At 70.1% G+C, this 26,528-nt stretch carries 18 protein-coding genes and 3 pseudogenes; 4 read left to right on the forward strand and 17 right to left on the reverse strand.

The window, feature by feature from the left end; genetic code table 11:
- Positions 1 to 20 precede the first annotated feature (20 nt).
- The 10 genes and pseudogenes from ACFVHI_RS02150 to ACFVHI_RS02195 form a co-directional block, all read right to left on the reverse strand.
- The gene (locus ACFVHI_RS02150) at positions 21 to 1,013 is read right to left on the reverse strand and encodes an Acg family FMN-binding oxidoreductase (protein WP_380334850.1); all 993 of its coding nucleotides are present in this window, start codon (positions 1,011 to 1,013) and stop codon (positions 21 to 23) included.
- A gap of 206 nt (positions 1,014 to 1,219) precedes the next feature.
- The gene (locus tag ACFVHI_RS02155) at positions 1,220 to 1,822 is read right to left on the reverse strand and encodes a TetR-like C-terminal domain-containing protein (RefSeq protein WP_380334853.1); all 603 of its coding nucleotides are present in this window, start codon (positions 1,820 to 1,822) and stop codon (positions 1,220 to 1,222) included.
- A 378-nt stretch (positions 1,823 to 2,200) separates the two neighbouring features.
- A complete protein-coding gene (locus ACFVHI_RS02160) occupies positions 2,201 to 2,596 on the reverse strand; it encodes a hypothetical protein (RefSeq protein WP_380334856.1) in 396 nt (131 codons plus the stop codon).
- Between the two features lie 393 nt (positions 2,597 to 2,989).
- Positions 2,990 to 4,273, reverse strand: a complete 1,284-nt coding sequence (locus ACFVHI_RS02165; protein WP_380334859.1) for a hypothetical protein — start codon at positions 4,271 to 4,273, stop codon at positions 2,990 to 2,992.
- 79 nt (positions 4,274 to 4,352) lie between these two features.
- On the reverse strand, positions 4,353 to 5,477 hold the full coding sequence (locus ACFVHI_RS02170; protein WP_380334862.1) for a hypothetical protein: 1,125 nt from the start codon (positions 5,475 to 5,477) through the stop codon (positions 4,353 to 4,355).
- Between the two features lie 21 nt (positions 5,478 to 5,498).
- Positions 5,499 to 9,494 carry a discoidin domain-containing protein gene (locus ACFVHI_RS02175; RefSeq protein ID WP_380334865.1) on the reverse strand — a complete coding sequence of 1,332 codons (3,996 nt, stop codon included), beginning with the start codon at positions 9,492 to 9,494 and terminating at the stop codon, positions 5,499 to 5,501.
- Positions 9,495 to 9,504: 10 nt separating this feature from the next.
- Complete coding sequence (locus tag ACFVHI_RS02180) at positions 9,505 to 11,685, reverse strand: hypothetical protein (RefSeq protein ID WP_380334868.1); 2,181 nt, start codon at positions 11,683 to 11,685, stop codon at positions 9,505 to 9,507.
- 38 nt (positions 11,686 to 11,723) lie between these two features.
- Positions 11,724 to 15,686, reverse strand: a complete 3,963-nt coding sequence (locus ACFVHI_RS02185) for a DUF6603 domain-containing protein (protein ID WP_380334871.1) — start codon at positions 15,684 to 15,686, stop codon at positions 11,724 to 11,726.
- 745 nt (positions 15,687 to 16,431) lie between these two features.
- On the reverse strand, positions 16,432 to 16,986 hold the full coding sequence (locus ACFVHI_RS02190) for a hypothetical protein (protein ID WP_380334874.1): 555 nt from the start codon (positions 16,984 to 16,986) through the stop codon (positions 16,432 to 16,434).
- Between the two features lie 177 nt (positions 16,987 to 17,163).
- A pseudogene (locus ACFVHI_RS02195) lies at positions 17,164 to 17,533 on the reverse strand (transposase); the annotation flags it as partial.
- Between ACFVHI_RS02195 and ACFVHI_RS02200 the strand changes: the two are divergent.
- Positions 17,514 to 17,636, forward strand: a pseudogene (locus ACFVHI_RS02200) (epoxide hydrolase); the annotation flags it as partial. The pseudogenes ACFVHI_RS02195 and ACFVHI_RS02200 sit on opposite strands and share 20 nt — an antisense overlap.
- 723 nt (positions 17,637 to 18,359) lie before the next feature.
- On the opposite strand, the gene ACFVHI_RS02205 reads toward ACFVHI_RS02200, so the two are convergent.
- Positions 18,360 to 18,725 (reverse strand): darcynin family protein, encoded by a 366-nt coding sequence (locus tag ACFVHI_RS02205; RefSeq protein WP_380334876.1) that lies wholly within the window; start codon positions 18,723 to 18,725, stop codon positions 18,360 to 18,362.
- A gap of 73 nt (positions 18,726 to 18,798) precedes the next feature.
- Entirely contained in the window at positions 18,799 to 19,692 is an 894-nt protein-coding gene (locus ACFVHI_RS02210) for an NAD(P)H-binding protein (protein ID WP_380334879.1), read from the reverse strand.
- 107 nt (positions 19,693 to 19,799) lie between these two features.
- Here ACFVHI_RS02210 and ACFVHI_RS02215 point away from each other — a divergent pair, with 107 nt between their 5' ends.
- Complete coding sequence (locus tag ACFVHI_RS02215; RefSeq protein WP_380334882.1) at positions 19,800 to 20,768, forward strand: LysR family transcriptional regulator; 969 nt, start codon at positions 19,800 to 19,802, stop codon at positions 20,766 to 20,768.
- Positions 20,769 to 20,814: 46 nt separating this feature from the next.
- On the opposite strand, the gene ACFVHI_RS02220 is transcribed toward ACFVHI_RS02215, so the two are convergent.
- Together ACFVHI_RS02220 and ACFVHI_RS02225 are read right to left on the reverse strand one after the other, a co-directional pair.
- Complete coding sequence (locus ACFVHI_RS02220; protein WP_380334885.1) at positions 20,815 to 21,684, reverse strand: recombinase family protein; 870 nt, start codon at positions 21,682 to 21,684, stop codon at positions 20,815 to 20,817.
- Between the two features lie 191 nt (positions 21,685 to 21,875).
- Positions 21,876 to 23,447, reverse strand: a complete 1,572-nt coding sequence (locus tag ACFVHI_RS02225) for an FAD-dependent monooxygenase (protein WP_380334888.1) — start codon at positions 23,445 to 23,447, stop codon at positions 21,876 to 21,878.
- A gap of 113 nt (positions 23,448 to 23,560) precedes the next feature.
- Here ACFVHI_RS02225 and ACFVHI_RS02230 point away from each other — a divergent pair, with 113 nt between their 5' ends.
- The gene (locus ACFVHI_RS02230) at positions 23,561 to 24,097 is read left to right on the forward strand and encodes a CGNR zinc finger domain-containing protein (protein WP_380334890.1); all 537 of its coding nucleotides are present in this window, start codon (positions 23,561 to 23,563) and stop codon (positions 24,095 to 24,097) included.
- Between the two features lie 131 nt (positions 24,098 to 24,228).
- Here the strand turns inward: ACFVHI_RS02230 and ACFVHI_RS02235 are convergent.
- Positions 24,229 to 24,456, reverse strand: a pseudogene (locus ACFVHI_RS02235) (Tn3 family transposase); the annotation flags it as partial.
- Positions 24,457 to 24,694: 238 nt separating this feature from the next.
- Here ACFVHI_RS02235 and ACFVHI_RS02240 point away from each other — a divergent pair.
- On the forward strand, positions 24,695 to 25,774 hold the full coding sequence (locus tag ACFVHI_RS02240; protein ID WP_063352155.1) for a hypothetical protein: 1,080 nt from the start codon (positions 24,695 to 24,697) through the stop codon (positions 25,772 to 25,774).
- 26 nt (positions 25,775 to 25,800) lie between these two features.
- Here ACFVHI_RS02240 and ACFVHI_RS02245 read toward each other — a convergent pair whose 3' ends face one another.
- Both ACFVHI_RS02245 and ACFVHI_RS02250 read right to left on the reverse strand, forming a co-directional pair.
- Positions 25,801 to 26,223, reverse strand: coding sequence for a DUF6262 family protein (locus ACFVHI_RS02245; RefSeq protein ID WP_063352156.1), 423 nt, complete (start codon positions 26,221 to 26,223; stop codon positions 25,801 to 25,803).
- Positions 26,224 to 26,227: 4 nt separating this feature from the next.
- The gene (locus ACFVHI_RS02250; protein WP_159398680.1) at positions 26,228 to 26,398 is read right to left on the reverse strand and encodes a hypothetical protein; all 171 of its coding nucleotides are present in this window, start codon (positions 26,396 to 26,398) and stop codon (positions 26,228 to 26,230) included.
- Between the last annotated feature and the right edge of the window lie 130 nt (positions 26,399 to 26,528).

Raw genomic sequence — 26,528 nt, forward strand, 5'->3', positions numbered from 1 at the left:
CAGGGCCCCACCGGCTTGCTCTACGACGCCGACGTCGCCGGGTCGAGGACGTCCTCGACCCGGCGACGCGGGCTGGCCGCACCGGACGGACCGTAGCCGAGGCGCAGCACGAGCTGGACGTGCCCGGGTCCCTCGTGCGGGTCGCGCAGGCGCCAGCGGGTGTCGGGGATCTCGACGGCCTGGTGCAGGACGGAGGCACGCAGGCCGCGGACGGTGGCCAGGAGCCACACCCGTTCCATGGCCTGTCCGGTGCGCAGCCATTCTGCCCGGCTGTCGAGGTGGGTGGTGAGGGTGGCCAGTTGCGGCAGCGCCTCGAAACGTTCGGCCGGGGTGCTGTGGTGCGGCGGGTGACCGTCGAAGCCGCGCATCGGGACGCGGGCGTCGCGGTCGTGCGAGCCGAGGGCGGCCAGCGGGATGCCGTCGTAGGAGGGCTCCAGCCGTAGCCAGCGGCGGGTCTCGGCCTCGCGGGTGACGTCGGCGGCCATCGCGGCCTCGGCCTCGGAGGTGAGGGCGAGCACGCGACGCACCCCGTCCTCCTCCAGCACGGTGAGCGTGACGCCTTCGTCCCGGCCCGCCGAGATGAGCTCGGCGACCAGTGCCTCGGGGACGTCCCGGTTGGTGAACGGCTGCCGGCTGGAGTGGCGCCCGGCGATGGCCGGGTAGAGGTCGGCGCCGAAGGGCAGCGGTGTGCGGGCCTGCGTGGAGAGGTCGAGCACGGCACACGGTTGCGCGCCTTCGCCGGACGGCAGCAGCCGGACGGCGGCCTCGCGGCCGAGGTGCGCGGCGGCCACACGCAGGTTGAACAGGGCGGCGCCGATCGAGATGTGCAGCGCCCGAAGGTCCGGGTCGGCAGCTTGGACGGCCCGGCTCAGGTCGGCGCGGACCTCCAGGCCGAGCAGGTCGGGCGTGGGACGGAAGCGCCAGGGCTGGCTGTTGTGCAGCGAGGGCGCCAGGCCTCCGGCTTCGGCCAACAGGTGCAGATCCGCAGTGGTGAGGGCGGTTTCGGTGGTCATGGTTGATCACTCCCTGTTCTCGGCGGGGAGCTCCGGTGGTTCAAGCATCCGCCGATCCGGTGATGCCGAGCGAGGGTCCTAAGGCCCTGGCCCCACGGCCGAGCGGCACCGGTGCCCGCCGACGCGTCCCGGCCGACTCCCCGACCACGGAAGTACCGCAACTCGCATCCACTGACCGAACAGGTTCTTCGGGTCTCCTGCGAACCTCAGGAGGCCTGCTGCTGGACCGGACCGGGCGACAGCAGCCGCGACACGAGGGTGCGGGTCCATTCGGCGGTCAGCGGCAGGTCGGTGAAGACGGCACGGTAGTAGAGGGGCGCGAGTACGGCGTCCGCGGTGTGTTCGAGGGTCGGGGGCTGTTCACCCCGGGCCCGTTCCCGCCCGAGGATGGCTTCGAGCCCTTGCTCGCGCTCTCCGCGGCACGCCGCAGCACCCTGTTCTCCGCCCGTGCCGATGGTGGCGCGCACCAGGGCGAGGGTGTCCGGGTCGCCGAGGTCCTTGGCGAGGTCGAACGCGTAGCGCTCCAGGTCCCCGCGCAGGCTCCCGGTGTCCGGCACGACGATGTCCCCGGTGAAGCGGCTGGTCGCGACGTCGGCGAGCAGTTCGCCGACGGATCGCCACCGGCGGTAGACGGTGGTGGCGTGCACGCCCGCGCGGGCGGCCACCACCGGGATCGTCAGCACGTCGGGGGAGCCTTCGGCCACCACTTCCTGGACGGCCCGGTGCACAGCCGCTCGGACCTTCGCGGAGCGGCCACCGGGCCGGCTGCCGTTGCCGTTGCCGGACGGAGGGGTCGTCGTAGCGGTCATGCGGCCAGTATCGCATCGATCACTGCTTTTTAGGCTTTCCCCGGGCAAGCCTCCGACCCGCAGGAACGTAGCCGACATGCCGCCTGACCTGCGAAGGTCACTCTCGGTGCCTCGTGTCGCCAGCGGTCGTTTCTCGTCCTCATGCGTGCTGAATCCGTGCCCCGAGGGGACTTCGCAAGCCCGGGGGCTGGGCGACGAAGCATGCATCGTCGCCCAGCCCCCAGCGAACTGAAGCGCCGAGCAAGGCTCGTGCAGCCACCCCAGCATTCGAGCTTCCGCAGCCAGCAGCCCACCCCGGCAAGGCCGGAGGCCGCTGCCCTTCAGTCACTCTTGGTAGCTGCCCGCCGCCTCTATCCACCGCGGCCGCAGGTCGCGGAATCAGATGGAGATGACTTTGCCCTTCGCGAAATTAGGATCGCCTTGCTGCCCGTAGATGCTGATCCTGTACTGCGTGCTCGACACGTGCTCCCCCATAGCGAACAGCATCAGCTTGCTGCCGTCCGCGTAGAAGAAGAGGGTGACACTCTGCTGCCCGTTGCCCGAGCTCGCGTGCAGAACCGGCTTCCCGCGGAACTGGTAGGACCCCGTGGGCTTTCCCTGCCCGTTGAACGCCTGATTGAGGGACTGCTTCAGGTTCGCCAACCTGTTGCCCATTCCTGCTTCATTGAGGACGTTCACCAGGTAGGACTCGGCTTGCGGCTGGCGCATGGGGGTGGTCTGAGTCCCGTCGGTTTTGATGACCACCATCTCGGAAACTGCTGCAAGTGATGCCATGATCTCCCTTTCGACCCTTCGAACACGGTACTCCGGGATCGGCCCGAACCACCCTCAGATTACCCAGCGAGGCTGGGCCAAGTGAGGCTTTCCGGAAATCAGTCACACCATTCGCAGAGTCGGCTGGCTTCCCCGAGTTCGACAGCCGAAGAACGCGTGAACTCAGTGCTTCCGAGATCCACCAGGACTGGCCAGGTGTGGAGCCGACAGCAATTCCCAGTCGGCACTCAGCCACGTCCGCTGGAGTGGTGAATCGATGGCCAATCATAATCCGGCGTCAGGATACGAGGCGAGTTCCGAGCCGAGGTAGCGACAGGCAGCAGCTCCCAGCGCCCAGGCATTATGGGCGGCGACAGAACGTGCCAGAAGCCTTCCCTTCTCTGTCCACTCCGACTAGATCGGGCCACCGGATCCGAAGGGGACGAAGAAGAACGTGGTGCTGGGGTAGGGCCCGCTTCCACCCATAGGTACGGTTTTCGCAACGACGGCAGCATCCCGAGGGACCGGGAAGCAGAAATTGCTGCTCCTTGCGATATTCAGCGTGCAGCTCCCACTCGAACGCTGAATAGTGAACTCCAGCGCGTGGCCTCCATCGGCATTCCCGAAGATCATTCCATCCGTGCTGAACCTGAAGGTCTTCGCCTCTTTCATCGTGACAGTGAGTCGATGGATCAGGTCTCCGCCCATGATATTTGCGGCACCCTTGATGCTGAGTCCGTCGTGGGCGGTGGCGTTCCCGTGGATGTCGAGGTGGCCCTTGCCTAGGTCGGTGCCAATAGTGATCCCTTTCGCCTGCAGCTCGTCGAGAGTGTAGGTCTTCCCCTCGACCACGAGGATGTCGCGGGCGACTAGGTCTCCGCGTACGACCAGGCCGTTATGGGCGGTGGCATTGCCATAGACGTTGAGGTGGCCGGTGTCGAGGTCGGGTTTGGCGACGGTGACGGCGGTGGTGAGGGTGTGGACGAAGCTGGCGTCCTCGGCCGAGGTGGCTTGGAGCATGAAGCCGGTGGTGTTGTGCAGCGCGGGCGAGGTCCACTTGGGTTCGGAGTTGACGTTCGGGTCGGACTTGTCGTCCCAGTACATGACACAGGTGCCGTTCTGGATCTCCCAGGTGAGGGTGACCTTCTCGCCGTTCTCGACCATGATCTTGCTCGGACGCAGGTTGCGGAACAGGAAGCCGGGCGGGGCCTTGTCCACCGTGATCCGGACCGGCTCCTTCGGTGTGAAGTTGCTACTGGTCGGCGAGGTCTCCTCGATGACCTCGATCACGGGCTTGCCGACCACCTTGTTGATCGGGATCTGCGAGATGACCAGGGTGACCGCCCACTGCCCGGTGAACTCCGGCGCCCGGCCCGGGGTGAAGGTGAACACCCGCTTGTCCCCTTCCGCGACGGCCGTGGCAGTCCAGCCGTTGCCGTGCCCCGGATCGGAGCCACCGGTGACCGACTGCTTGATGTCGTTGGTGTTCACCGTGGTCAGATGCGCAGCGCCCGCGCCGATCGGGATCTTGACGATGATCTTCCGGCAGTACGCGGCCGTCGTCATGTTCCGGCCGACCGTGATGTCGAGCCGGCCGATGACGGGGTCCTTGTCGGTGCTCGCGTTCAACGGATCCGTCGGACTCGTGGCGAGGGAGTAGCTGAGCAGCGCGTCGGCGGAGGTGGCGTGAATGGCCATGCTGTCGTCCTTGTCCTGGAGTCGGGCGCCTACGGCGGAGGGAGTTGGCGCGGTGGGGCGGCGGAAGTACCCGCAGGACTCAGTGCGGGATGGTTCCCAGGAACTCCAGCTCACCGTCGCCGAAGGAGCACCAGTGCAGAGTGGCCTCGATATCCCGCCAATAGTGGCGGGTGTACATGCACTCTCCTTGGTGCAACGGCACGGAGAGGGTCTTCTCCTCATCCCCGGCGCCGACATCTGCGCTGAACGTGGCGATCCGCTCGTGAAAGTCGCTGCCGTCGGCTCGGATCCACAGCTCGATGTTCCTGGCGCTGGAGCCGGTTCGCTTGAAGGTCACGGTCACGATGCCGTCGGTGGTCGCCCGCCAGTCACTGCTGTCCTCCATCGCGACCGGAGGGTGGCGACGCAGGATCCTGGCCTTCCCGTAGACGGTGAGGTCTCCGATTTCGATATCCGGCTTGTCCACGGTGACGGCGGTGGTGAGGGTGTGGATGAAGCTGGCGTCCTCGGCCGAGACGGCCTGCAGCATGAAGGCGGTGGTGTTGTGCAGTGCGGGCGAGGTCCACGTGGGTTCCTTGCTGACGTCCGCGCCGGGCTGGTCGTCCCAGTACATGGTGCAGCGGGCGTTCTGGACTTCCCAGGTGAGGGTGACGGGGCAGCCGTTGTCCACCATGATCTTGCTCGGGCGCAGGTTGCGGAACAGGAAGCCGGGCGGGGCCTTGTCCACAATGATTGTGGTGGTCTTCTGAGTGAAGTCACCGTTGGTGGGCGAGCTTTCCTCGATGACTTCGATGACCGGCTTGCCGACCACCTTGTTGATCGGGATCTGCGAGATGACCAGGGTGAGCGCCCATTGCCCGGTGAACTGCGGCGGCCGGCCCGGGGTGAAGGTGAAGACCCGGTGGTTGCCCTCGGCGACGGCGGTCGCGGTCCAGCCGCCGCCCTGCTCCGGCGTGGTGCCTCCGGTGACCGACTGCTTGATCTCGTCGGTATTGACGGCAGTCAACTGCGCGGCGCCCGCGCCGACCGGGATCTTCACAACGATCTTCCGGCAGTACGCGGCCGTCGTCATGTCCCGGCCGACCGTGATGTTCAGCCGCCCGATGACGGGGTCCTTGTCGGTACTCGCGTTCAGCGGATCCGTCGGACTCGTCGCGAGCGCATAGCTGAGCAGTCCGTCGGTGGAGCTGGTGTAGATGGTCACGCGGTCCTCCTTGTCCGGGGGTCAGGCACCTGGGGCGGGGCGGAGCTGGAGGTAGCCGGCCCGCGCGGTGGGGATCGGGTCGTCGGGGTGGGCGGCGCTGTCGGCCTGGAGGATGGGCAGCTCACCCCACTCGGGTACCGGGCCTGCGGTCGCGTAGGGCTCGGCCCAGGTCCAGTCGCCGTGCCAGGCGGCGGGACGGGGCATGACCAGGCCGCTGCCGGGCGCATCGGTGCTGACCACGAAGGAGCGGACTGCCACCGGGGCGGCCATGGCGCCGGTGAACCGCAGCCGCAGGTAGCGGGTGGAGAGCGCGGTGTCGAGGTGGATCTCGGCAGCGGCGGGGCAGTCGGCAAGCACGGTCCAGGCTTCGGCGTCGGCGGAGTGTTCCAGGACGCCGGCCGGCGTGGTGTGCCCGCCGGTGAGGTCGCCGGGGTAGAGGTCGACGCGGTCGACGTTGCGCTGTTCGCCGAGGTCGACCATCACCCAACTGCCGGCGCCGGCCTGCTCGGTGCTGAGCCAGTAGGTGCTGAGGTCGCCGTCCAGCAGGTTGGCCAGCGGGTAGCCGTCGGCGGCGCCGAGCGGGGAGCCGGCTTCCTGTTCGCCGGCGCGGGTGGGGGCGAGCAGCGGGTCGAGGCGGAAGGACGCGCGGATGCGGGCGAGCGCTTGGTGGACGAGGTCGGCGTCCAGGCCGAGGGCGGCGACGGGCAGGATGCCGGTGGTGGCGTGCACCGGCGTGTGCGGGTCGGCGAGCAGCGTGAGGCGATGGGTGATCAGTTCACTGCCGGGGCGGGCGGGCAGCGCGAGGTCGTGGCCGTATTCGATGGGCTGGACGTAATCGCTGGTGCCGGGCGCGGGGGCGACCGCGTTGAGGCGGGTGTAGTCGGTGGCGCCGCCGGGGCCGGTGGTGCTGGCGTAGTAGCCGATCAGCCCGTCGGTGAGGCGCTCGGGGTCGCCGAGCTTGATCGGCCACTGGTAGCTGGGGTAGTAGTCCTCGGGCGGCGGCTTGAGGGCGTCCCAGCCGGAGCTGGTCAGCGGCGGGCCCTGGAGTTCGATGCCGAGTGCGGCGCGGATGAGGGCGACGGGGCGTCCGGCGAGGCGGGCCGGGGTGCGGTCCTCCTGGGCGCTGGGGTCGGTGATGGTGTCCAGGGTGGTGTCGATGGTGGCCATCAGGTGCCGGAAGGCGGCGGGTGGCCGGCGGCCGGTCAGTTCGAGGATCAGGCCGGCCAGGTCCGGGAAGACGTCGGCGAAGTCGGCCGGCCCGGCGTAGGGAGCGTGCGGCAGCGGGTTGAAGGCGGTGCGGGTGTCGTCGCCGACCACGCGCAGTTCGCCGAGCGGTGCGCCGTCGGGTGCGTAGACCAGCAAGGTCTCGTCGAGGTAGTTGAGGAGCAGCCAGCCCGCCACCGGGGTCTCGCCGACGGCGGCCGGGTCAGGGGAAAGAGCGGTGTAGCGGGCGTTGTCACGCGAGCGGAGCGCGTCGAAGCGCATCCGGGTGTCCTGGAGCAGGCGGGGAGGCAGCTGGAAGAACCGGTCGGGTGTGGCGATGCCCTCGAAGAGCGGCTTGTCGGGTTTCACGCTGTCGGCGTGGGCGGTGGGGAGCTTCAGGTAGTTCTGCTGCTGGAGGTTGGTGGCGTCGCAGGAGCGGCCGAAGCGGTCGATGATCCGCAGGTCGCGGAAGTAGAACTGGCCGGCCCGCACGGGCTGGAAGCGGTCCGGCGGGGTCGTGCCGAAGACCCCGGCGGCGGGGACGGACTGCGGATCGCCGAACCGCCACCCGTTCTCCGGCGACGGCAACATCCGCGCGGCGCCGTCCTGTTGCAGCAGCCAGTCGTTGAAGCCGTCCAAGGTTTGGGAGAGCAGGTCGAGCTGCTCGTAGTCCTCTCGCAGGGCGCGCAGGCCGACGGTCTCCGACTCCGGGTAGCTGTCGAGGTAGCGCTCGATCTGGCGGCGCAGCACGTAGGAGACGGTGGGGGCGAGGTAGCAGCGGTCGGCGAAGGTCAGCCAGCGCATCTGGTCGTCGCCGGTGGAGTCCTCGCCGCTGCGCTGGGCGCCGGTGCCGTCCCAGTGGTAGTCGGTGCCTTTGCCGGTGGTCTTGAAGGTCCAGTTGTCGCGGTTGTCGCTGTGGTACGGGATGGGGCAGTAGTGCAGTTCCCACTGGAGGTACATCGGGGCCCAGGGCTGCTGCCAGAGTGCGGTGTACTCGGCGAGGGTGCCGCGCAGCTTGCCCGCGGGGTCCTTGAGGGCGACCTCCAGGGCGTTGCTGGTGCCCGAGGTCGTGCGGTAGGCCTGGTCGAGGAGGTCGCATTCGGCGAGCAGCGCACGGCAGGCGGTCGGCAGGTTCGTCAGGTCGGGCACCAGCGGGGTGGTGGGCACGGGGACGGTGGCGTCGTTGATGACGATCGAGGTCAGCAGTCCGCTGGGGATGCGGCAGGGCAGCGGGTCGTCCTCGTCGCGGCTGAGCGGTTCGCCGGCACCGGTGCCTTCGATGACGACGACGGGGTCGGCGGGGCGGTAGAACGGCTCGCGGGCGATGCGCTTGAGTTCCAGCGTCTCGGGGAGGCCTCGTCGGTGGGCCTCGGCGTCGATGGCGGCCTGCTGCGCCTCGGGGGTGAGGCCGTGCGGCAGGGCGGCCAGCAGAGTGGCGGTCTGTGTGAGGAGGGTCTGGGCCTGCGTGGCGAGACTGCCGCCGACGGCGGGGCTGAGCTGGGTGTCCGCAGCGGCATCGAAACCGTCCGGGTGCTCGCCGGGCTGGTTGCGCAGCCACCACAGCGTCCACAGGCGTTGCTGGGCGTCGCGCAGCAGGGGCGCGAGGGCGTCGTACCGGGCCTGGGCTTCGTTGAGTTCGTCCAGCCAGGCGGGCACCGGCGGCAGGTCGACGGGTTCGTCGCTGGGGCGGGGGACGATCTGCCAGGCGTGGCCGCCGTCGCTGCCGGAGTACCAGGCGCGGCGGGTGGCCTCGTCCAGGTCGGTTTCGCCCTCGACGGTGCCGTAGGTGTCGATGGTGCCCTCGAACAGTGCGCGTACGAGGTCGCCGGTGCGCGGCGAGCGGGTCTGCCGGGTCACGAGCGCGGCTGCGGCGTCGGCGGTGCTGTGGCCGATGGCGACGGTCTGGTGCAGGGGCCGTGGGCGGGCGTCCGGCTGGGGGTAGAAATTGAGCTGCCGCCAGGGGATGCCGAGGCTGTGCCCGGCGTACAGGGTGCGCTGCGGGTCGGGCACGTCGGCGGGGGCGGACCAGCCCAGGGCGGCGAGGATCTCGCGTACGCCGGTGACGCCCTCGGGTAGCAGTCCGGGGATCTCGGCTGCCTTGGTGAGGATGTCCGAGGCGGGGTCGGAGTACCAGCCGATCACCTGGTAGCTGAGTTCGGTGTCCGGCGGGTAGAGGTTGACCTCGTCGGGGTCGTCCTCGTGCTTGATGTCCTGGAGGGTGTCGTGGAGGAGGAAGACGTCCTTGTGGTAGATCGCGAAGGCGGCGAAGGCCGGAAGGCCGGGGCCGACCGCGGTCAGGAACAGCTCGCGGGGTGCGTCCTCGGGTTCGGTCCACGGCCCGTCGGCGAGCTTGTGGTGGCGGCCGATCCAGTCGGTGTGCGGATCGGTCTCACCGCCACCGGGGCTGCGGGTGGTGGCGAAGCGGCTGGTGCCGTAGCCGAGCCTGGCCTGGTAGTCGCTGTCCTCCAGGTAGTCGGAGTGCACGACCCAGCCGGTGGCCTTGCGCACGCCGAGCGGGGAGCGGTGGTAGCGCACGACGAGCCAGCGGTTGGGCACCAGCGGGAAGGTGGTCTCACCGGTGGCGGGGTCGTAGTGGCCGCGGGTGAGCGCCTCGGGCAGTTCCCACTGGACGTGCAGTCCGTCGTCGCCTTCGCTGATCCCCTGGTCGCTCTGCCCGGGGCCGGGTTCGGCCGGGGCGTTGTCCTCGACCATCCCGCCGAGGTTCGGGTACCAGCGGGTGAACAGGTCGCCGGCCCTGACCTTGTCGTTGACTTGGAGGGTCCGCACGCGTACCGGCACGATCAGGTCACTCATCTGGGGCTCCTTACGGCCGGGGCAGCAGCAGTTGTTCGAGCGGGGCGTTGACCAGTTGGACCGCGAACTCGCTCGGGCGCAGCGTCTGCTTGCCCAGGGCCCGGGCGAGCTCGGGCACCAGGGCTCCGCTGCCGAGCAGGTTCAGCACGTCCTCGCTCCCCGGGCGCAGGAAGCGGCCGAAGACCGTCCCCTCGCTGGGGAAGTCGCGGCCCAGCGAGGCGCCGAGCGGCGGGGTGGTGTTCGGGGTGAGCTGGCGCAGGCCGAGCAGGCCGCCGTCGTCGATGCCGAAGTGGATGCCCTGGCCGGGTTCGCGGATCGTCAGGGCGTCCGGGATGTCGTCGAAGAGGACGAGCAGGGTGTCGGGGGCGAGGTGGGCGCGGCGCAGTTCGGCCAGCTCGGCCCCGGCGCGGCGGGCGATGAGGATGATGTCGGGCCAGGCGGGGACGAGTTGGGAGCGCAGCAGGAGTCCGGCCTTGGGCCTGGCGCCGAGGCTCTGGGCGGTGGTGGCCGCGCGCAGGGTGTCGTCGAGGCGCTGGTCCATGGAGGTGTGGATGCCGACGCCGGCGGCGCCGTCGATGAGCGCGTCGATCCACTGCTGGTCGATGGCGAAGACCCGCAGGGACTCGTCGGGGAGCATGTCGGGGTGCGGGACGAGGTAGTGGAAGGGCACGCCGCGCAGCAGCCTCAGGCGGTCCAGCCAGCTGGGCATGGAGGCGGTGCGCGCGTCGGCGGTGGCGCGCAGCGCGCTCTGGGCGGCTGTGGTGGACAGGGCGGCGCGGGCTTCGGCGCGGGTGAGTGCGATGCGTGGTGCGCGGCGCGGGACGTCGAGTGGGTCGACGTTGGGCGCGGCGAGTGCCTCGGCGAGCGGGGTTTCGGCGAGGGTGCGCAGCCAGTCCAGGCCGCGCTGCGGCACCGGGTCGCCGGCCTGGGCGGCGCGGGCGGAGCGGGCCGGGTCGGCGGCCAGCTTCATCATGGCGGCGGCCTGGTTGGCGAGTTCGCGCCGGGCGCGGGTGACGTCGGCGGCGTAGTCGGGGTCGGCCAGGCCGATCGCGCGGCCCAGGGTCCACGCGGAGGCGTAGCTGACGTCGAAGAGGCCGTGTTCCTCCTCGTAGATGAGCAGGTGGTCGGCGGTGGTGTGGTCGCCGGGGGTGGGCGGCAGTTCCCGGGCGGTGACGGGGGTGCAGGGGCCGCGGTACCAGGCGTAGCCGAGTTCGCCGGACAGGACGCGGTGCGGGACGGGCGCGTAGCCGAGCTTCAACCGCTCGGTGACGTAAGTGTCCTCGGGGTCGGAGCCGGCGGCGGTCTGGGGTTCCAGGCGCAGGGTGAGTCGCTCGGGGTCGGTGCTGTTGCCGGGGGCGACCAGGTTCCTGAGCAGGCCGACGGCGTCGAAGCGCGCGTTCTCGTCGCTGGTGAACGACCAGGTCCACAGGGTGCACAGGCGCAGGTGGGTCTTGTCGCCGGGGATGGTGCCGGCCAGCGGCTTGTCGTGGCCCTCCAGCGAGACCAGGTGGACGGTGTAGGCGCCGCCGGTGCGCGGGAAGCGGTTGGCGGTCAGCACCGCGTAGTCGCCTTCGGTGAGGACTTCGCCCTCGAAGCGGCGCTTGGCCTGTTCGACCCGGCGGACGTGGGCGAGGTAGGACAGCTCGCCCTCGGTGGGGATCAGCCGTCGGAACAGGGGGACGGGCACGTCGATGGTGCGGCAGGTGCTCGCCTCCGTCTCCGTGGGCAGGCCGCTGATCGCCGGTCCCAGGACGCCGGATTCGGCCGGTCGGCAGAGCTGGGCAACCGTGCGCGAGGCCGCGAGCCCCATGGCGTCGGGGTCCTCGGGCAGTTCGCCCTCCCGGAAGACCATCAGGGCCAGCCACGGCGCGCGGGCCTCCACCCGGGACCACTTCGGTTCGCGCTCCCACGGCAGGATCGAGCGGTTGAGGGTGATGTGCGGCAGTACGAGGGCGTGGTCACCGGAGGCGCCGGGGGCGGGGAAGACGGCGTGCACGGAGGAGGGGTCCAGCACGAACTGGACCGCCCGGACCTCGAACTCCTCACTGGTGGCCGGGAGTTTGTCGGGCGCGTCGATGTCGCCGTGGGCGTCCTTGAGGACGTGGCGGACATCCGCGCGGTAGGTGCCGGCGGTGATGGCGGGCAGCAGGTGGTCGTAGAAGGTGATGTCCAGCTCGGGCAGGGTCGGCACGAGGGTCCCCTCAGACGGTGGCCAACGGTGATGGGTGGTCAGTTGGCCGCGGTGAGCAGTGGCGACGAGACCAGGGTGTCGGCGGCGATCGCGGCATACTTCGCCCGGGGGCCGTTGGCGCCGGGCGCCACCCCCAGGCGGGCCATCGCGGCGTAGGCGGCGTCGCGCCTGGGCTGTTTGACGGCGATCGTGCGGGCGATGGTGTCGATGCTGCCCGACCCGGAGACCGGCGCGGGTCCGGCGCTCTGGCCGGGCCGGCCGGTCAGCTTGCTGTCCGGGTTGACCTTCTCGGTGCCCAGGGCCTGGGAGGTGATCGGACCGGTCGCGGCGGCAGGTTCGAGCTTCGGGCCCGGGATCTCGAAGCGCAGCCCGCTGAGCCGCCTGGGCAGCAGCGTGTCCTCGTCCAACGCGTCGCCGGGCTTGTTCAGCGGATCGCCCCACAGGGCGCGGGCGGCGTCCTTGCGCAGCACGGTGATGGTCCAGTTCACCGGGTCGAACGGCTTGTCCCCGTTGTTGCGCCAGAGGGTGACGCGGTGTTCGGAGGTCACCGCGGTCTTGCGCATCGGCCGGATCGCGATGGCCGGGTCCGCCGATCCCACGAGATCGTCGTTGAGGTAGACGTGGGTGGCCGGCAGGGCGGACTCCGTGGTGAAGACGAACCCGTCGCGGGAGACCAGCAGGGGTGCCTCGACGGCGCGGCGGGCGGCGAGTTCGCCCGCGTCCACGTCCGCCAGCAGGCCCTTCTCCGGTGTGATGGCCAGCGGCGCGGGCAACTGCGCGCGCACTTCGGACCATTCGGCGGCGGGCAGCGGCTCGCGCTTGGAGCCGATGTCGAAGCTGAAGGAGATGAACCAGACCTTGACGGTGACCCGGCCGCCGAACGGAGGCGTCCACAGCGCCAGGTTGATGCCGACCGAGATCGAGACCCGGACCTTGACGAACCACACCTTGATGGTGAACGCGACGCCGATGCTGATCCCCAGCGCCATGTCCAGGTAGAACGGCTTCCACTGGATCAGCACGTCCAGGTAGGCGGTGAACCACGCTGAGAGCAGGCCTGAGGTGTAGGTGGCGGCGAGCCGGCCGCCGATCATGAACGCGCCGGGGGTGAGCGCGGTGTAGCCCTCCGCCTTGACCATGATCTTGCTGTCCGGCGACCAGGTGAAGCCCAGCCGGGCGGGCCTGGGGTAGTGCGCGGGCACCTTGAACCGCGGGTGGTAGCCGCCCACGCTGAGCACGAAGTCCCCGGCCCTGGACCCGGCGGTCCACACGTACACCGCGATCCCACCGGTCAACCGGCAGGCCGGGTCGAAGATGAACGAGCCCGCGCCGACCGCCACGTCCAGCGACAGCAGCCCCTGGGACTGCTGGTAGGCGAGCTTGAGGTCCAGATCCAGGCGGGCATGCACCTTCTTGCCCGGGGCCGCGTTGCGCGGGAAGGTGATCGAGGTACGGCCCAGCAGCATCACGTTCAGCTCGCGGCCGAACTCCACCAGGGCCAGCGCCTTGGTGTCGATGAACTTGAACGTGGTGAACTGGACGCCGATCGCGCCCCAGTACTGGCCGTCCGCCGGACGCACCCAGTCCGTCAGCGCGTTGAGGATCTCCTGCGGGGTGGCCTCCGGGCGCCCGTCCAGGCGGGCGATCAGCGGGAACTCCGGCAGCTCCTCGATCCTCGGCACCCGCACCGAGCTGTTGACGCCGAAGCCCCCGGACAGGCCGGTGACGGTGAAGGCTGGCGGCCCGAACAGTGCGACGCCACCCTTGGCCGCCGCCTCGCCGAACAGGAACACCGACGCCCAGCCGCCCGTGCTGCGGGCATAGCTGCCAGCCGCCTGCATCGCGAAGAAGCCGGCCTCCACCGCCACCAGGCCCGCGATGTACACCTCGTACGCCGGATCCTGGCGCACCTCCAGCACGCCGGTGACCTTCAACGGCGGAATTGCGATCCGCACCCCGGCCCCGGCCAGCACCGGAGTGACGGTGAAGTCCTGGTCCACCGCCAGGCCCAGGCCGATCATGTCCAGCGCCACCGGCCCGAGCGTCAGAGTGGCGTCGAAGGCGACGAACAGCCGGCCCTTCGCGTAGCCCAGGCTCACCCGGCGGATCCGCACCGGCCCGAAGACCTGATCCAGCTCCTGGGCTGAATCGCTGCGCTGCTGCCCCGCAACGGCGGCACGTTCACGCCCCAGCACGACCGCGCCCTCGGACGTGTCCAGCGACACCAAGTCACCGCTCCCACCCTGCGACAGGGCAGCGGCACCAGTGCTGTTCGGCCGCCAGACCAGTGGCGCCAGCGCCCGGCCACCCATCGTCAGCAGCCCCCAGATGAGCAGGCCGCGCTGCAGCGCCTCGTCCAGCAGCACGGGCAGCAGCCCCTGTGCGGCCCCGGGCAGGCCCGCGACCGCGGCGTTCAGCGCCCGGACCTGGGCGAGGGGCCAGGCGCGATCCGCGTAGCAGAACTGCACTCCTGTCACGACCACATCGCGATCCGCCGGGATGCTCTCCCCCACCAGCGGCAGATCGGACGCCCGGGCCCCCACCACCCCTCGGACCGCCACCAGCCGAGCGACCGCCGGCCCGGTGCCCTCGGGCACCGACGCCACCACCACCCCCACCCGGCCGACGACCGCCGACACCACCAGCGACCCCGCCGCGGCGGTCCCCACGGGAAGACGGTAGGCGAACGACGCCGAGCCGAGCGATGGAACGAAAGGCTCCAGGTCCGCCGGGACATCGATTCCGACGGCCGCGGCCAGGTGAGCCAGCGTCAGCGCTTGGCCGTCGTTCTCCAGGGAGGCGCTCAGTTCCCAGGCCCCTGAGCCCGTCTTGGCGATTGCGCCGCTGAACCACAGCCGGGTCTCCGCGCCTTCGACGGCGGCGGTGAAGCCTGCGTCCGCGGACAGCGAGAACGTCGAGGCCCCGCCGGCGGCCGGGGTCGAATGCCGGAAGCAGACGAGCAGGTCCATCACCGTGTCACCGAGGCGGACCTCGGTGGCTGCGGTGAACTCCCATTCCTCCCGGCCTCCAGGGCTCGTCAGCACCTCGATCGTCAGGTACTGCAGGTCGAAACTCCGCAGGCCCTCCGGGATTTCACCGGCCACTCCCCAGTTCTCACCGAGCCAATCGAAGAGGTCGGCCATCCGAACGTTTTCCGCAGTCGCCCCGCGAAACAGGTAGCCGCTCTCATCGGACCAGGTGTCCAGATCCAGCCGGGTGCCGCCGATGATGACGAAATCAACCCCCTGTGGCATGCCCAGTACCGGTACGCAGGTCAGCGGCTCCGCCGCCGTGCCGGACAGGGATCCGACGGGCCGGATGCGGTACTTGGCGCCGTCCGGCTCCCAGTCGGCGCCTTTCAGCGGCCATACCCGGTTCGGGGTGAATGCCTCGATGAGGCCCTTGAAACCCTGCACGCCATCTTTTTCCATCCCCCCGCCCTTTGGCTTCTTGCTGAACCGGTCCAGACTGGCGAAGGCCGCAGTCCGCTTGGTGAGCGCCTCCTGGCCGATGATCCGTGCGCTGCCGCTTTCGACTTTCGGGCCCGGATCGTCGGTTCGGTTCTGATTGTCCGGACCGACGAACAGGTTTCCCGGAAGCCAGGTGAGGATGTTGTGGATGTCATCCAGACCATCCAGGGTGATGCCGTCAGGGTCATAGCTGGAGTCGGGGTCTTTGAACGTCTCCACGAACTCCTTGATGCGAGGGAAATTGAGCTTCTCCTGGTCCGTGTAGTCCAGGGTCTCAAATTTCCGGACCACCGTGTCGGCGAACTCCTCCAGCCCCGCCCTGAGACTGGACCCCTTGACGTTGTACGCGTTTTCGATGGCCGCGTTCCATGATTTGATGAGCGTTTCGAAAGGGATCACGTGATGGCGTGCCAGCTTGATCCCCCCGACCGGCTGCACCTGGTCGAGGTCGCCCGGTTTGCGGTTGACCAGCTCATCCGCGAAGGGATAGCCACCGCGTCCTTTGAGCAACAGCTTCATACGCTCGGCCACTGTCCAGCCTCCTCGGCTTGTGCGGCTACTCCGGTCTTGTGTGACCTGGGAAGGATCGGCTCACCGGCCTCCTCGCGGGTCCAGTGACGCGCTGTCGCCAGCCCGGCGATCCGGCAGCCGACGTCGGCCTCCGACGGCCTCCGACGGCCTCCGACGGCCGTGGTCAGCCGAGCCGAAGAGACGGCTCGCCGTACACCGGCCCCGCGCAGGGCCTCAACAGCCCATACAGCTCAGGGAGTTCGATCGGATGCAGGCGCAGGACAAGGCCCTCCCCCGATGCCGGAAGCCGGTGAGAGATCCGCAACGAACATCGACATGAGAAATCCCCTCGTCCCGACACGAGTGACGCCACTTCGAAGCACCCGACCCTCGACGGAACAGGCCAGGACTCACCACGCCAGGCAACGAGCAGCAGACATCGACCATCGTCATACACCTGCCCACCTGACAGGGGCACGATCTTGTCACGCCCCGTGATCAAGTCGCTCCTTAAGGCGATATCCGGCCACCGATATGGCCGAGTTCACCACCTTCTCACCCAGAAAGCCGATCTCGGCCAGCCTGACCCGAAGCGCCGACCGTACGGACCACTCGGACCGCCTCAAGGGACCTACCGGCCCGCCGCCCCAGGCCGTTCGCCGTCCTCGCGGAAACCCTGAGGGTTCGCGCCTGATCCACCCTGCCACCCGCCGGCCGCACCGACGAGTTACCCGCGGGCCCAACCCCACCAGGGGCACTGACAACCTCAGAGCTCGCCCTCATCACCCTGGTCGACGTCGTGCAGCGTCTCACCGAACCGCTCCAGCGCCTCCTCCGGCCCGCAACCGAAGGCGCGGCCGATGTACTCCCAGGTCATCAGATTGCTGCGGGCCTTGCGGCCGGCCAGCAGGGCGGTCGACCCGGCGGCGCGCTCGAACCGGGCGGCCGCACGGGCAGCGGCGTACGGCCTACTCTCCGTCAGATCGCAGATCCGGTCCACCAGCGCCGCGACCAGCTCCTCGACCTCTCGTGGCACCACACCCTCAGCCAGGTCGACGTGCCACTCCCAGTCCGCGAACGGCCCGGTGGCCTCGCCCACCGCCTCGGTCGCCGCGTCGTCACCGAAGTCCAACAGATGCACCCGCTCACCCCGCCAGCCGCAGCCGCAACCACCGCGCACCGCAACGGCCCGAGGACCATCCGCACCGTTGTAGAGCCACCAGGTGGTGCGCCCGTCCGGCAACGGCGCCGGCTCGCTGCCGTCCGCCAACACCGCCACCAGGAAACCCTGGTGGCGCCCGCTCTCGTCAACCCATGGCATGCCGTGTCCCTCGCGTCCCTGGAATACAGCACCAGGGTTCGCGGCCTGTGACGCAGTGTCAAGACTTCGCGACAACCGGTGCGACCCGCAGCTCAAGGCTGCGCGCACCAGCCGCCGCACGCCGGATCAGGGGTGCTCAGGCAGTTCGGTGAGCCGCTCGACCCGGGTGACCGTCCCGTTCACCGAGTCGACCGCGCACCTCGACCAGTCCAACTTGCCGCGCGCGCCCAGCTCGTCCAGGACGACCCGGTGGAGCTTGGCCCACACCCGGGCCCTGCTCCATTCGGTGAATCGCCGGCGGGCGGTCTGCCCGGACGGGCCGAAGCAGGGCGGAAGCTGGGCCCAGGTGCACCCGGGCGTCGCGACGAACACGATCGCCACCAGCACCTCCCGGTCGCCGCAGCGGCGCCCGACCACCGCCCTGTGGGCGGGTCGGCGCCGCCGGTACCACCAACTGGAACAGCTCCCACAACTCGTCCGGCACCAAGCGCTCCACGATCGTCACGGAAGCAGCCTGCAAGTCCAAAGCCGAACCCACGGCCACCATCACGCAATGGACCGAGTTCGAACGCGGCGGCCATTTCGCCGCCATGGAGGAACCCGCCGCCCTGACCGGCGACATCAGGACGTTCTTCCGCGCCCTGCGGTGAAGCCGAGGCGCGCCCCGGGCCCTCGGGTACCGGCGGACGCCGGCGAGCGGCAATCCGCCGGACGCGAGCGACCGGGTGCGCGACAGCCGGGGAGCCCGGGCCGCGCCGGCCAGGCCCGGCAGGTGCACCGCCCTTCCCGCAGGGCCTGCACCACGGCCTGCCCGTCGGACTCCAGGAACAGCTGGCCAAGAAACTGAAGCCGGGCGACCGCATCGACAGCGAGGTCGTTTTCGTGGACACCAAGGTGTCCCTGACCCCCACACCGGACGCCGAGGCCGTCAGGCGCAAGGACCAGGAGGCCGGCCAGGCGGGGAAGGCAGCCCCGGCGTCCTCGGCCGGGTGAAGGGCCATCGTCCCGGCGAACGACCGGGTCCGTACGGAAACACCGCCGGCACGGCATCGTCGAGCCGGGTTCGCACGAAGCAGGATAGAGGGGTTCATTTCGCCCACTGAGCATCCGTCAAAGACGAATCATCAGAAGGCGTGCACGAACAGGCACGCATGGCGGCGATCCTCGCGGACACCTCGACCGCGAAGGTCACCACCCGTACATCACGCCACGCAGCTGATCAATGACCCAGCACTTCTCAAGCCGTAGGGCCGTCTCAGCTCTCCGAACAGCCGGTACCTCTGGTCCTTCCGGGCCGATGCCCTCCGACCGGGTGCGGCCAGAGGGCATCGGTGCTCTTGCGTTCCGGCGCTCTTGCGCGGGCGGGCGGTGTGTCAGGTGGCGATGGTGGCGACGGGTTCGAGGCCGTAGGTCCGGGCGTAGCCGTTCTCGGCGCCGACGAGGAGGTCGACGACCTCGAAGTAGCGGTCCCAGAAGGGGGTTTCGCGCAGTGCATCGACGAGGATCTGGTAAGCGTGGTGGTCGTCGGCCTCCCACACCCAGACATCGGTGACGCGAGCGGAGTAGAACTCCGTGTCGTAGAAGCGCGACCGGACGCCGGTGGTCTTGGCCTTGATGGCCGGCAGGACCTGGGTGGTGAAGGCGTCCACGCGTTCCTGGACGGTCAAGGCGAGCCATTCGGGCGTGGTCTTGACCAGCATGAACGCCGTGACCGGCGGTTCGGACTTTTCAGCGGACATCGGGGTGCCTCCCAAGCGGCAGGTGGTAGGGGTCTCCAGGCTCCGTGGTGCGCCCGGCACGGGGTGCTGGGCTTCAGGAGAGGACGGCGGGCTTGAGGGTCCGGGCGCACCACTGCTCGAAGCCGGTGGGGGAGGCGGTGTCCGGGGTGCGGGCGACGCCGGCGTCGAGGCCCTCGTCCTTGGCCCGCTTCATGTCGACCACGCCCTGGGCGAACGCCTCGTTGAGGCCGTAGCCGACGAGGGTGGTGTACAGCTCGTCGAGCGACTGGCGTTCGTAGCGGACGGGGCGGCCGAACTGCTCGGTCATGACGCGGGCCAGGTCGTTCGGGGACAGGTCCTGCGGCCCGAGGACCGGGACGCTGCCGGTGCCGGTCCACGAGCGGTCCAGCAGCAGGTCGGCGGCCGCGGCCGCGATGTCGGCGACGGCGACGAAGGGGGCCTTGCGGTCGGCGTCGACGGAGTCGGTGAAGACACCCTTCTCGCGGATCGAGTCGGCCTCCTCCAGGAGGTTCTCGAAGAAGGACGGGTTGGCCAGGGCCCGGTAGGCGACGCCGGTGCCGGCGATGAGGTCGTCCATCGCGAGGGAGGCGGTGACGAGGCCGGCCCGGTCGGCGAGCGGGGTGCCGCGGCCGAGCGCGGAGACGCCGACGACGTGGCCGACGCCGTGGGCGACGAGCGCCTCGACGGCGGCGCGGGTGAAGCCGCTGTAGGCGTCGTATGGGGTCAGGGAGGAGTCCGGGGGGACGAGCCAGAAGACCGCGTTTGCGCCCTCGAAGGCCCGGTCGAGGACCTCGGCGTCCGCGTGGGAGCCGGTGACCACGTCGACGCGTCCGTGCGCCGCGTCCGGGAGCCGGGCGGGATCGCGCACGATGACGCGCAGTTCCTCGCCCGCGGCGGGGGCGGACTCCAGGAGCTGGGAGAGCAGGTGACGGCCGATGTTCCCGGTGGGACCAGTGATGACGATCATGAAAACCTCGTGGCTCGTGCTGGTTTCGGTATGCCCTCATCCTGCTGAGATCCGCCGTGCTGCCACAATGGGAACTTCAGCACGGAATCATTGACTGAAATGGAATAATGCTGGTGAGCAGCCCCGATCCGGTCATCGACGCCAATCTCGCCATCGCCCTGGATGCTCTGCTGACCGAGCACAGCGTGACCCGCGCCGCCGCACGACTGCACACCTCACCCGCCGCCATGAGCCGCACCCTGGCCCGGCTGCGCCGCATCCTCCAGGACCCCCTCCTGGTCCGGGCCGGGCAGGCCATGGTTCCCACCCCGCGCGCCGAGGCCCTGCGCGAGGAGGCCGCCACCGTGGTGCGCAGCCTCGGAGCGCTGCTCAGCCCCGGCACGAGCGTCGACCCCGCCGGCCTCCGCAACACCTTCACCCTCCAGGCCGCCGACCTGGTCGGCGCGGCACTGGCCCACGGTCTGCTGCAACTGGCCCAGCAGGAGGCGCCGGGGGTCTCGTTCCGGATCGGGGCCGAAGAACTGGAGGCCGGGCCCGCCCTGCGCGACGGCCGGATCGACCTGGAGGTCGGATCCATCGACCACGTGGACCCCGAAACCCGGGTCGAGGAACTGGTCAGCCTCCGCATGGTCGCGGCCGTCCGGGCCGGCCATCCGCTCACCGAAGGGCCGCTGACCCCGGCCCGGCTCGCTGCCGCCCACCACATCGCGGTCAGCCGCCGCGGCCGGTTCACCGGCCCCCTCGACACCGCGCTGGCCGAGCAGGACCTCCACCGTCGGGTCAGCGTCGTCCTGCCCAGCCACCTGGCCGCGATGACCCTCGCCACCCGCAGCGACCTCGTCTGCCTGGTACCCGCCGCACTCCCCGGCGCCGCCCCCTCACCCCTCACCCACGACGCCGGCGCCCTCGGACTGCACCTCCTCGACATCCCCCTGGCACTGCCGCCACTGACCATCGGCATGGCCTGGCACCCCCGGCACACGGCCGACGGGGCCCACCGCTGGCTCCGCGACGCCGTCCGGCGGGTGCTCCGGCCTTGGGGACCATCGGTACAGCCATTAGCGCTAAGCCGCTGATCCTGGTCAGGCCGGGGCTTCGTGGGTGCTGACGCGGTTCGCGTACTCACGGCGGGCCTTGCGCTGGGCGGGGACAGCCGCAGTGGCGTCGAGGGGCTGGCAGAGGTCCAGGAGCCGCCGGTGGATCGCGGGGACGGCGGTGACGCGCAAGGTATAACCCTGGCCTCGCCGTACGGTCACGCCCTAGTGCGGCGCGCTCGGCGGGCGCCAGCTCGGCGGTGCGGAGGAAGTCGGCGACCTTGCCCGGCATGTCGAGAACGACCGGCAGTTCTGGGGCTGGGGCTCCCGGGGCGTCGGCCGCATACTCGGGTAGGAGGTCCGCGACGGCGGTGCGGATGGCGCCGCGGCTGACATGGTGCTCGCGGGCGAGAGCAGCGATGGACCGGCCCTCCAGGTACGCGGCACGCACCTCGTCGGTCTTCCCGGCCGTGACGGCTGGCCGCCGGCCGCCCTTGTTGCCCTTCGCTTCGGCGGCCCGTAGTCCGTCGTACGTCAGCTCCCGTTGCAGGTCGCGCTGGAGTTCGCCGGCGGCCGCGAGGGTCTGGACCATGAACTTCACCGTGGACAGCAGCTCTCCGGTGCGTGGGTGGCGGGCTGTGAGGTCCATCGCGGAGAACGCGCCGTCGTGGATGCGCAGAGCGAGACGATCGCGGTGCAGGATGTCGAGCACGTCGAGGATGTGCCCGGTGCCACGCACCAGGCGGAACATCTCGGAGATGTGCACGGTGTCGCCCGGCCGCGCGTAGGTGAGCAGTTCGCGGAACTTCGGTCGCTGGAGGGGGTGGAGGCGGCTGGAGGTGCCCGGGGCCTCCTCGAAGACGACCGGGTCCTCGATGCCGGCCTCGTCCAGGACGAGGTCCTGCCGGGCGGTCGACTGCTGGTCGGTCGAGACCCGCTTGTAGACCAGGTTCGCCATCGAGAGGCCCCTTCCATGCGGAGGAATGGACCCTATCTGTCGTCAAACCCTGTCAGCAATCACCATCGGATCCGATTGGATTCGAGCCACAGTGAACCCCCGGATTGCACGGGTTCATTGGACGCCTGCCGGGCCTGTCGTCATCCGATCGTTTGCCGACAGATCAGTCGACTGAGCCGTTCCGGCGGGAGTCACCGGTCCGCGAGTACGCGCTGTACGAGGGCCGGAAGGGTTGTCGGGTTTGCTGGGATGGTGCCGCGCCAGGCGATGTGTCCGTCGGGGCGTACCAGGAGCGCGGTGTCCGCGTGGTCGGCGCCGAGGAGGTGTGCCCACTGACCGGGGTCGGCTTCCTGCTGGCCGGCGGTGCGTACGGCCTGGAGGGCGAGGGGGACCCCGGCTTGCCGTACGGCTTCGGCCTGCGCCTGCCACCGGGGGTCTTCGTCGGCTGTGAGCAGGGTGAGGCCCGGGCCGACGAGGTCGAGGGTGGAGGTGACGCCTGCGGGCCCCGGGGTGAGGCGTGCGTGGGGTACGCGTTCTCCGGGCCGGCAGCCGGGCGTGTACCCGGACGGGTCCAGAACCCCGTGTTCGCCGGTGTGCTCCGGGTCGGGGATGACGGCGGCGGAGCGGTAGGTGGCGGTCAGGAGGAGTTCGTCGTCGATGCGGTAGCCGGCGCGGTTGGTGGCGTTGGCCGTGGAGATGTCGATGACCTGGCGGGCGAGGGGGCGCCGCTCGGCCTCGTAGGTGTCTATGAGGGCTTCGCCGGCGTATCCGGCGGTGACGGCGGCGAGTTTCCAGGCGAGGTTGTCGGCGTCACCGATGCCGGTGTTCATGCCGTGGCCGCCGGTCGGCGGGACGACGTGGGCGGCGTCGCCTGCCAGCAGGACGCGGGAGTGGCGGTAGGAGGCGGCGAGCTGCGCGTCCATGCGCCAGGTCATCGTGTCGTGGACGGTCACGTCCAGGTCAGGGATGCCCGCGGCCGTGCGGACGAGGTCGGCCAGGAGCTCGTTGTCCGTCGGGTCCGTCTCGGCGTCGGGTCCCAGGGGGTACTGGTAGATCCAGTGGCGGTCGTTGTCGACGGCCATGAACCCGCCCCGGCCGGGGACGGTGAGGAAGTACGAGGCGCTGGCGCGGTCGGCGACGACCTCTCCCAGGGGCGCTTCGAAACGGACGCTGAGATAGCGCCCCAGGCCTACGGGGCCCTCCATCGCGATCCCGGCTCCGGTGCGGACGGTGCTCGCGGCGCCGTCGCAGCCGACGAGCCAATCCGCCCGCAGGTGGTCCAGACGGCCCGTGGCCCGGTCTTCGACGACGGCCCGTACGCCGAGGCCGTCGTCCTCGAAGGAGACCAGACGGGCGGCGAACCGAATACGGGAGCCTGCCAGTTCCGTGGCGCGGCGCAGCAGGAGCGGCTCCAGGGCGTCCTGGGAGCAGATGAGGCCGGGCGACGGCGTGTGCTCGGGGCCCTCTCCGGGCTCCTGGGCGAGACCGTTGCGGGTGTAGTCGGGATCGACCAGGTCGCGGCCTCGGTAGAAGTGGACCTGCTCGGCCGGCAGCCCCGCCGCGCGGACCTCCTTCTCCAGCCCGAGCCGCCGGAAGATCTCCATGGACCGGGCCGAGACGCCCCGGGCCTTGGGGTGGCGGGAGGTGCCGGGGTGGGACTCGATCAGCACGTGGTCCACGCCCTGATCCGAGAGCAAGCAGGACAGGGCCAGCCCGACGGGTCCGCCCCCGACGACCAGTACGGGCGTGTGCGATTCGGTCATGGGGGCTCCTTCGAGTGGGTATGACCACCTCAGTAACGACTAATCTAAATGTAGACGTTACCATGGAGGGGTGATGATGGAGTGGTGCTGTCAAGTGACACGGGGAGCGAGCCATGGACCAGCGGTTCACCGATGACAATCCGCGCGGCCTGTACCTCCTGGCCGACCTGGTCAACGCCGTGCAGGACGGGACCGGCGCCACGCCGGCGGGGCTGGAGGCCGTCGTGGAGGCGCACGGGGGCCCGCCGCTGCGGCTGACGGAGACCACCGCAGGGGAGATGCGGGAGGCCGCGGCGGCCATCGCCGGAATCCTGGACCTCGACGACGAGGACGGCGCCGCCGAAGCGATCAACGCCCTGCTCGACCAGTACCCCGCCCGACCCCGCCTGGAGCGCGTTCCCGAACGCCGGTGGTCCCTCCGCGCCACGGCCCCCCACGACGCACAGCCAGCCCGCTGGCTGCTGTCCACCGCCGCCCTCGCCCTGGCCCTCTGGCTCAGCGAACGCGGCTACTGCGCATGGGGCCGCTGCGCCGCCCCTGGATGCGGCCGCTACTTCATCGACACGGGCCGCCGCACCCCGCAGCGCTACTGCTCGACCCGCTGCGGAACCCGCGTCCGCGTCGCCGCCCACCGCGACCGGAGCCGATGATCCGCATCGACACATCCGGCAGCCGTCCAGACGGCTGCGGTCACCTGCGCCTGGGCCTGCACGACCCCCGGGTCTGCGCGGCAGCCCCGGCCGCCGCCGGTCGCTGAAAGGAAGGCCGGCGCACCGCCGCGTCAGTCCTGCACGCCGTCGTCGTCCTCGTCCAGCCCGGGTGCGTCCGGGTCGCGCAGCGGGCGCAGGGCGCCGGCGGCCGGGGTGGAGGCGGTGAAGTTGTAACGGCCCAGGACGTTCAGATTCTTGTGCTTGAGCGGGGAGAGCCGGGCCACGTCCTCGTCCTTGATGTCGTGGCCCTCGGCGCGGAGCTGGGCGACGGCGGCGTCGATGTACCTGGTCGTCCAGAGCGTATCCGGGGCAAACGGGTGAGCGGCTGGTGTTCGTGCAGGTAGAACGCTTGCGGTCGCGTCCGTAAGAGATCGACCCCAGGACGTCTCGTGGCAGCCGGTGCGCCAGGGGTCGATGCGGCGTCGGAGTTCTCCCTCCGGACGGCTTTGAGGGCATGCAGGGGCCGTCTCGGCCGATAGGGTCGATCACGTTCGTGAGATCACCGACGCCCTGGTTCGGGGTACTGAGGAGCCGTCGATGCACCACCCAGACCCGTGCTATGCCGCGCGCCTCGCCACTTACGGGACCATCGCCACACACCTGTCCCTTCTGAGCGACCACCGGCTCGGCGAGGTCGTGGCCGCCGTCGCACCGCTCGGGTCCGGCATCGGAGGCAGGTCGGCGGAGCTGGACATCGACGGGACGCGGGTCTTCGTCAAGCGGGTCCCCTTGACGGACATCGAGTTGCGGCCGGAGAACGTGCGGTCGACGGCGAATCTCTTCGGGCTGCCGATGTTCTACCAGTACGGAGTGGGGTCGGCCGGGTTCGGAGCCTGGCGCGAGCTGGCCGTGCACACCATGACCACCAATTGGGTCCTCGAAAACGAGTACGAGGGCTTTCCGCTGATGTACCACTGGCGGGTCCTGCCCGACTCCCCTCCCGAGGGGTTCGCCGACGAGTTCGGGGGCATCGACGGAGCGGTCGCGCACTGGGAGGACTCACCGGCCGTGCGCGAGCGGCTGGAGGCCATCGGCCGGTCCTCCTGCAGCCTGGTTCTCTTCCTGGAACACGTGCCACAGACGCTCGCCACGTGGCTGGCCGACCAGCGAGAAGCCGGCCCGCAGAGCGGGGACGGCTCGCCCTACCCATGGGTGGAGAAAGCTCTGGCACGCGGGACCGCCTTCATGAGCTCTCACGGGCTCGTCCACTTCGACGCCCACTTCCGCAACATCCTGACCGACGGACGACTGCTCTACTTCGCGGACTTCGGGCTCGCCCTGAGCTCCAGCTTCCAACTTGCAGCAACTGAGGTCGAGTTCCTCTCCCAGCATCTCGCCTACGACCGCTGCTACGCCCCGAGCCACCTGCTCCGCCACCACTTGCCCGACGGTATACGCGTCGACACGGACCACGAGGCGTTCCTCCATGAATGGATCGCGGGCCGAAAGCCCGATGGCGTCACGCCGGAGGTCGCCGCGATCATCGAACGACACGCTCGGACTGCCGTCGTCCTGGACGCGTTTCACAGCCGTCTTCTCGCGGAGAGCAAGCGGACGCCGTTTCCGGCCTCCGAGATCGAGCGGGCCCTGAGCACCGCGGCTCCGACGCCCCGCTGAGGCCAGACCCCCTATGAGATCGGACATCAGGCGGTCTCGGGACCTGCAGTCGGCCGGGCGCCGAGACGGCGTCGCAGTTCAAGGTTCTCGCTCTGCGCGGTTTCGAGGGCTTGCCGCAGGGCGTGGACTTCGTCGCGGTGCCGCTGCTTGAGGTCGGCCAACTGGGCGGTGAGGGTGCGGACGACGCTGCTGGGAGAGTCGTCGGGTGGCTGCGCGGCCGGGCGGGGCGGGTTGTTCTGCTGCTGGGCACGGAGCTGTTCGACGCGCTGGCGGATCTCGGTGCACCGGTAGAGGAAGTCGAGTGAGACGTCGGCCGTCTGGGCCAGGCCCCGGAAGGTGATGGGCTGCCGGTCACGGATCATCTCGCGCAGGCCCTGTTCGGCTCGGGCCTGGGCGGCGGCGCTCTTGCGGGCGGCGGCCTGCCGGAGGTTATCGGGGTTGCCGCGCATAGGGTCAGCTCCGTTCCTGGCTGCGGGTGATGGGGTCGGTGCGGGCGCCGACGCCGGCCCCGCGGATGGCCTGGGGTTCGTCGGCGAGCCGGGTGGCTTCGAGTTTGAGGATGATGCGGCCCAGGGCGTCCTGTTCCTGCCGGCGTCCGGCGAGCCAGATGTTGTCCTCACCCATGGGCTGGCCGGTCCACGCGAAGCCGATCACGTGTGCTAAGGGCTGTCCCGTAATTGCTCTTTGAGCGGTGACGGGCAGAGCTGGTCGAGTGCCAGCCGGTCCGGCTATGCGGCCTGAAGGAGGTTGTGCA

It is taken from the genome of Kitasatospora sp. NPDC127121, from assembly GCF_042677305.1.
GTDB lineage: Bacteria > Actinomycetota > Actinomycetes > Streptomycetales > Streptomycetaceae > Kitasatospora.

Bases quoted from the DNA above. Each gene is read 5' to 3' on its own strand.
- ACFVHI_RS02190 (WP_380334874.1), bottom strand. From the start codon at position 16,986: ATGCCATGGGTTGACGAGAGCGGGCGCCACCAGGGTTTCCTGGTGGCG.
- ACFVHI_RS02165 (WP_380334859.1), bottom strand. From the start codon at position 4,273: ATGGCCATTCACGCCACCTCCGCCGACGCGCTGCTCAGCTACTCCCTC.
- ACFVHI_RS02215 (WP_380334882.1), top strand. From the start codon at position 19,800: ATGCTGGTGAGCAGCCCCGATCCGGTCATCGACGCCAATCTCGCCATC.
- ACFVHI_RS02205 (WP_380334876.1), bottom strand. From the start codon at position 18,725: ATGTCCGCTGAAAAGTCCGAACCGCCGGTCACGGCGTTCATGCTGGTC.
- ACFVHI_RS02245 (WP_063352156.1), bottom strand. From the start codon at position 26,223: ATGCGCGGCAACCCCGATAACCTCCGGCAGGCCGCCGCCCGCAAGAGC.
- ACFVHI_RS02150 (WP_380334850.1), bottom strand. From the start codon at position 1,013: ATGACCACCGAAACCGCCCTCACCACTGCGGATCTGCACCTGTTGGCC.
- ACFVHI_RS02240 (WP_063352155.1), top strand. From the start codon at position 24,695: ATGCACCACCCAGACCCGTGCTATGCCGCGCGCCTCGCCACTTACGGG.
- ACFVHI_RS02250 (WP_159398680.1), bottom strand. From the start codon at position 26,398: ATGGGTGAGGACAACATCTGGCTCGCCGGACGCCGGCAGGAACAGGAC.
- ACFVHI_RS02220 (WP_380334885.1), bottom strand. From the start codon at position 21,684: ATGGCGAACCTGGTCTACAAGCGGGTCTCGACCGACCAGCAGTCGACC.
- ACFVHI_RS02230 (WP_380334890.1), top strand. From the start codon at position 23,561: ATGGACCAGCGGTTCACCGATGACAATCCGCGCGGCCTGTACCTCCTG.
- ACFVHI_RS02225 (WP_380334888.1), bottom strand. From the start codon at position 23,447: ATGACCGAATCGCACACGCCCGTACTGGTCGTCGGGGGCGGACCCGTC.
- ACFVHI_RS02175 (WP_380334865.1), bottom strand. From the start codon at position 9,494: ATGAGTGACCTGATCGTGCCGGTACGCGTGCGGACCCTCCAAGTCAAC.
- ACFVHI_RS02160 (WP_380334856.1), bottom strand. From the start codon at position 2,596: ATGGCATCACTTGCAGCAGTTTCCGAGATGGTGGTCATCAAAACCGAC.
- ACFVHI_RS02210 (WP_380334879.1), bottom strand. From the start codon at position 19,692: ATGATCGTCATCACTGGTCCCACCGGGAACATCGGCCGTCACCTGCTC.
- ACFVHI_RS02155 (WP_380334853.1), bottom strand. From the start codon at position 1,822: ATGACCGCTACGACGACCCCTCCGTCCGGCAACGGCAACGGCAGCCGG.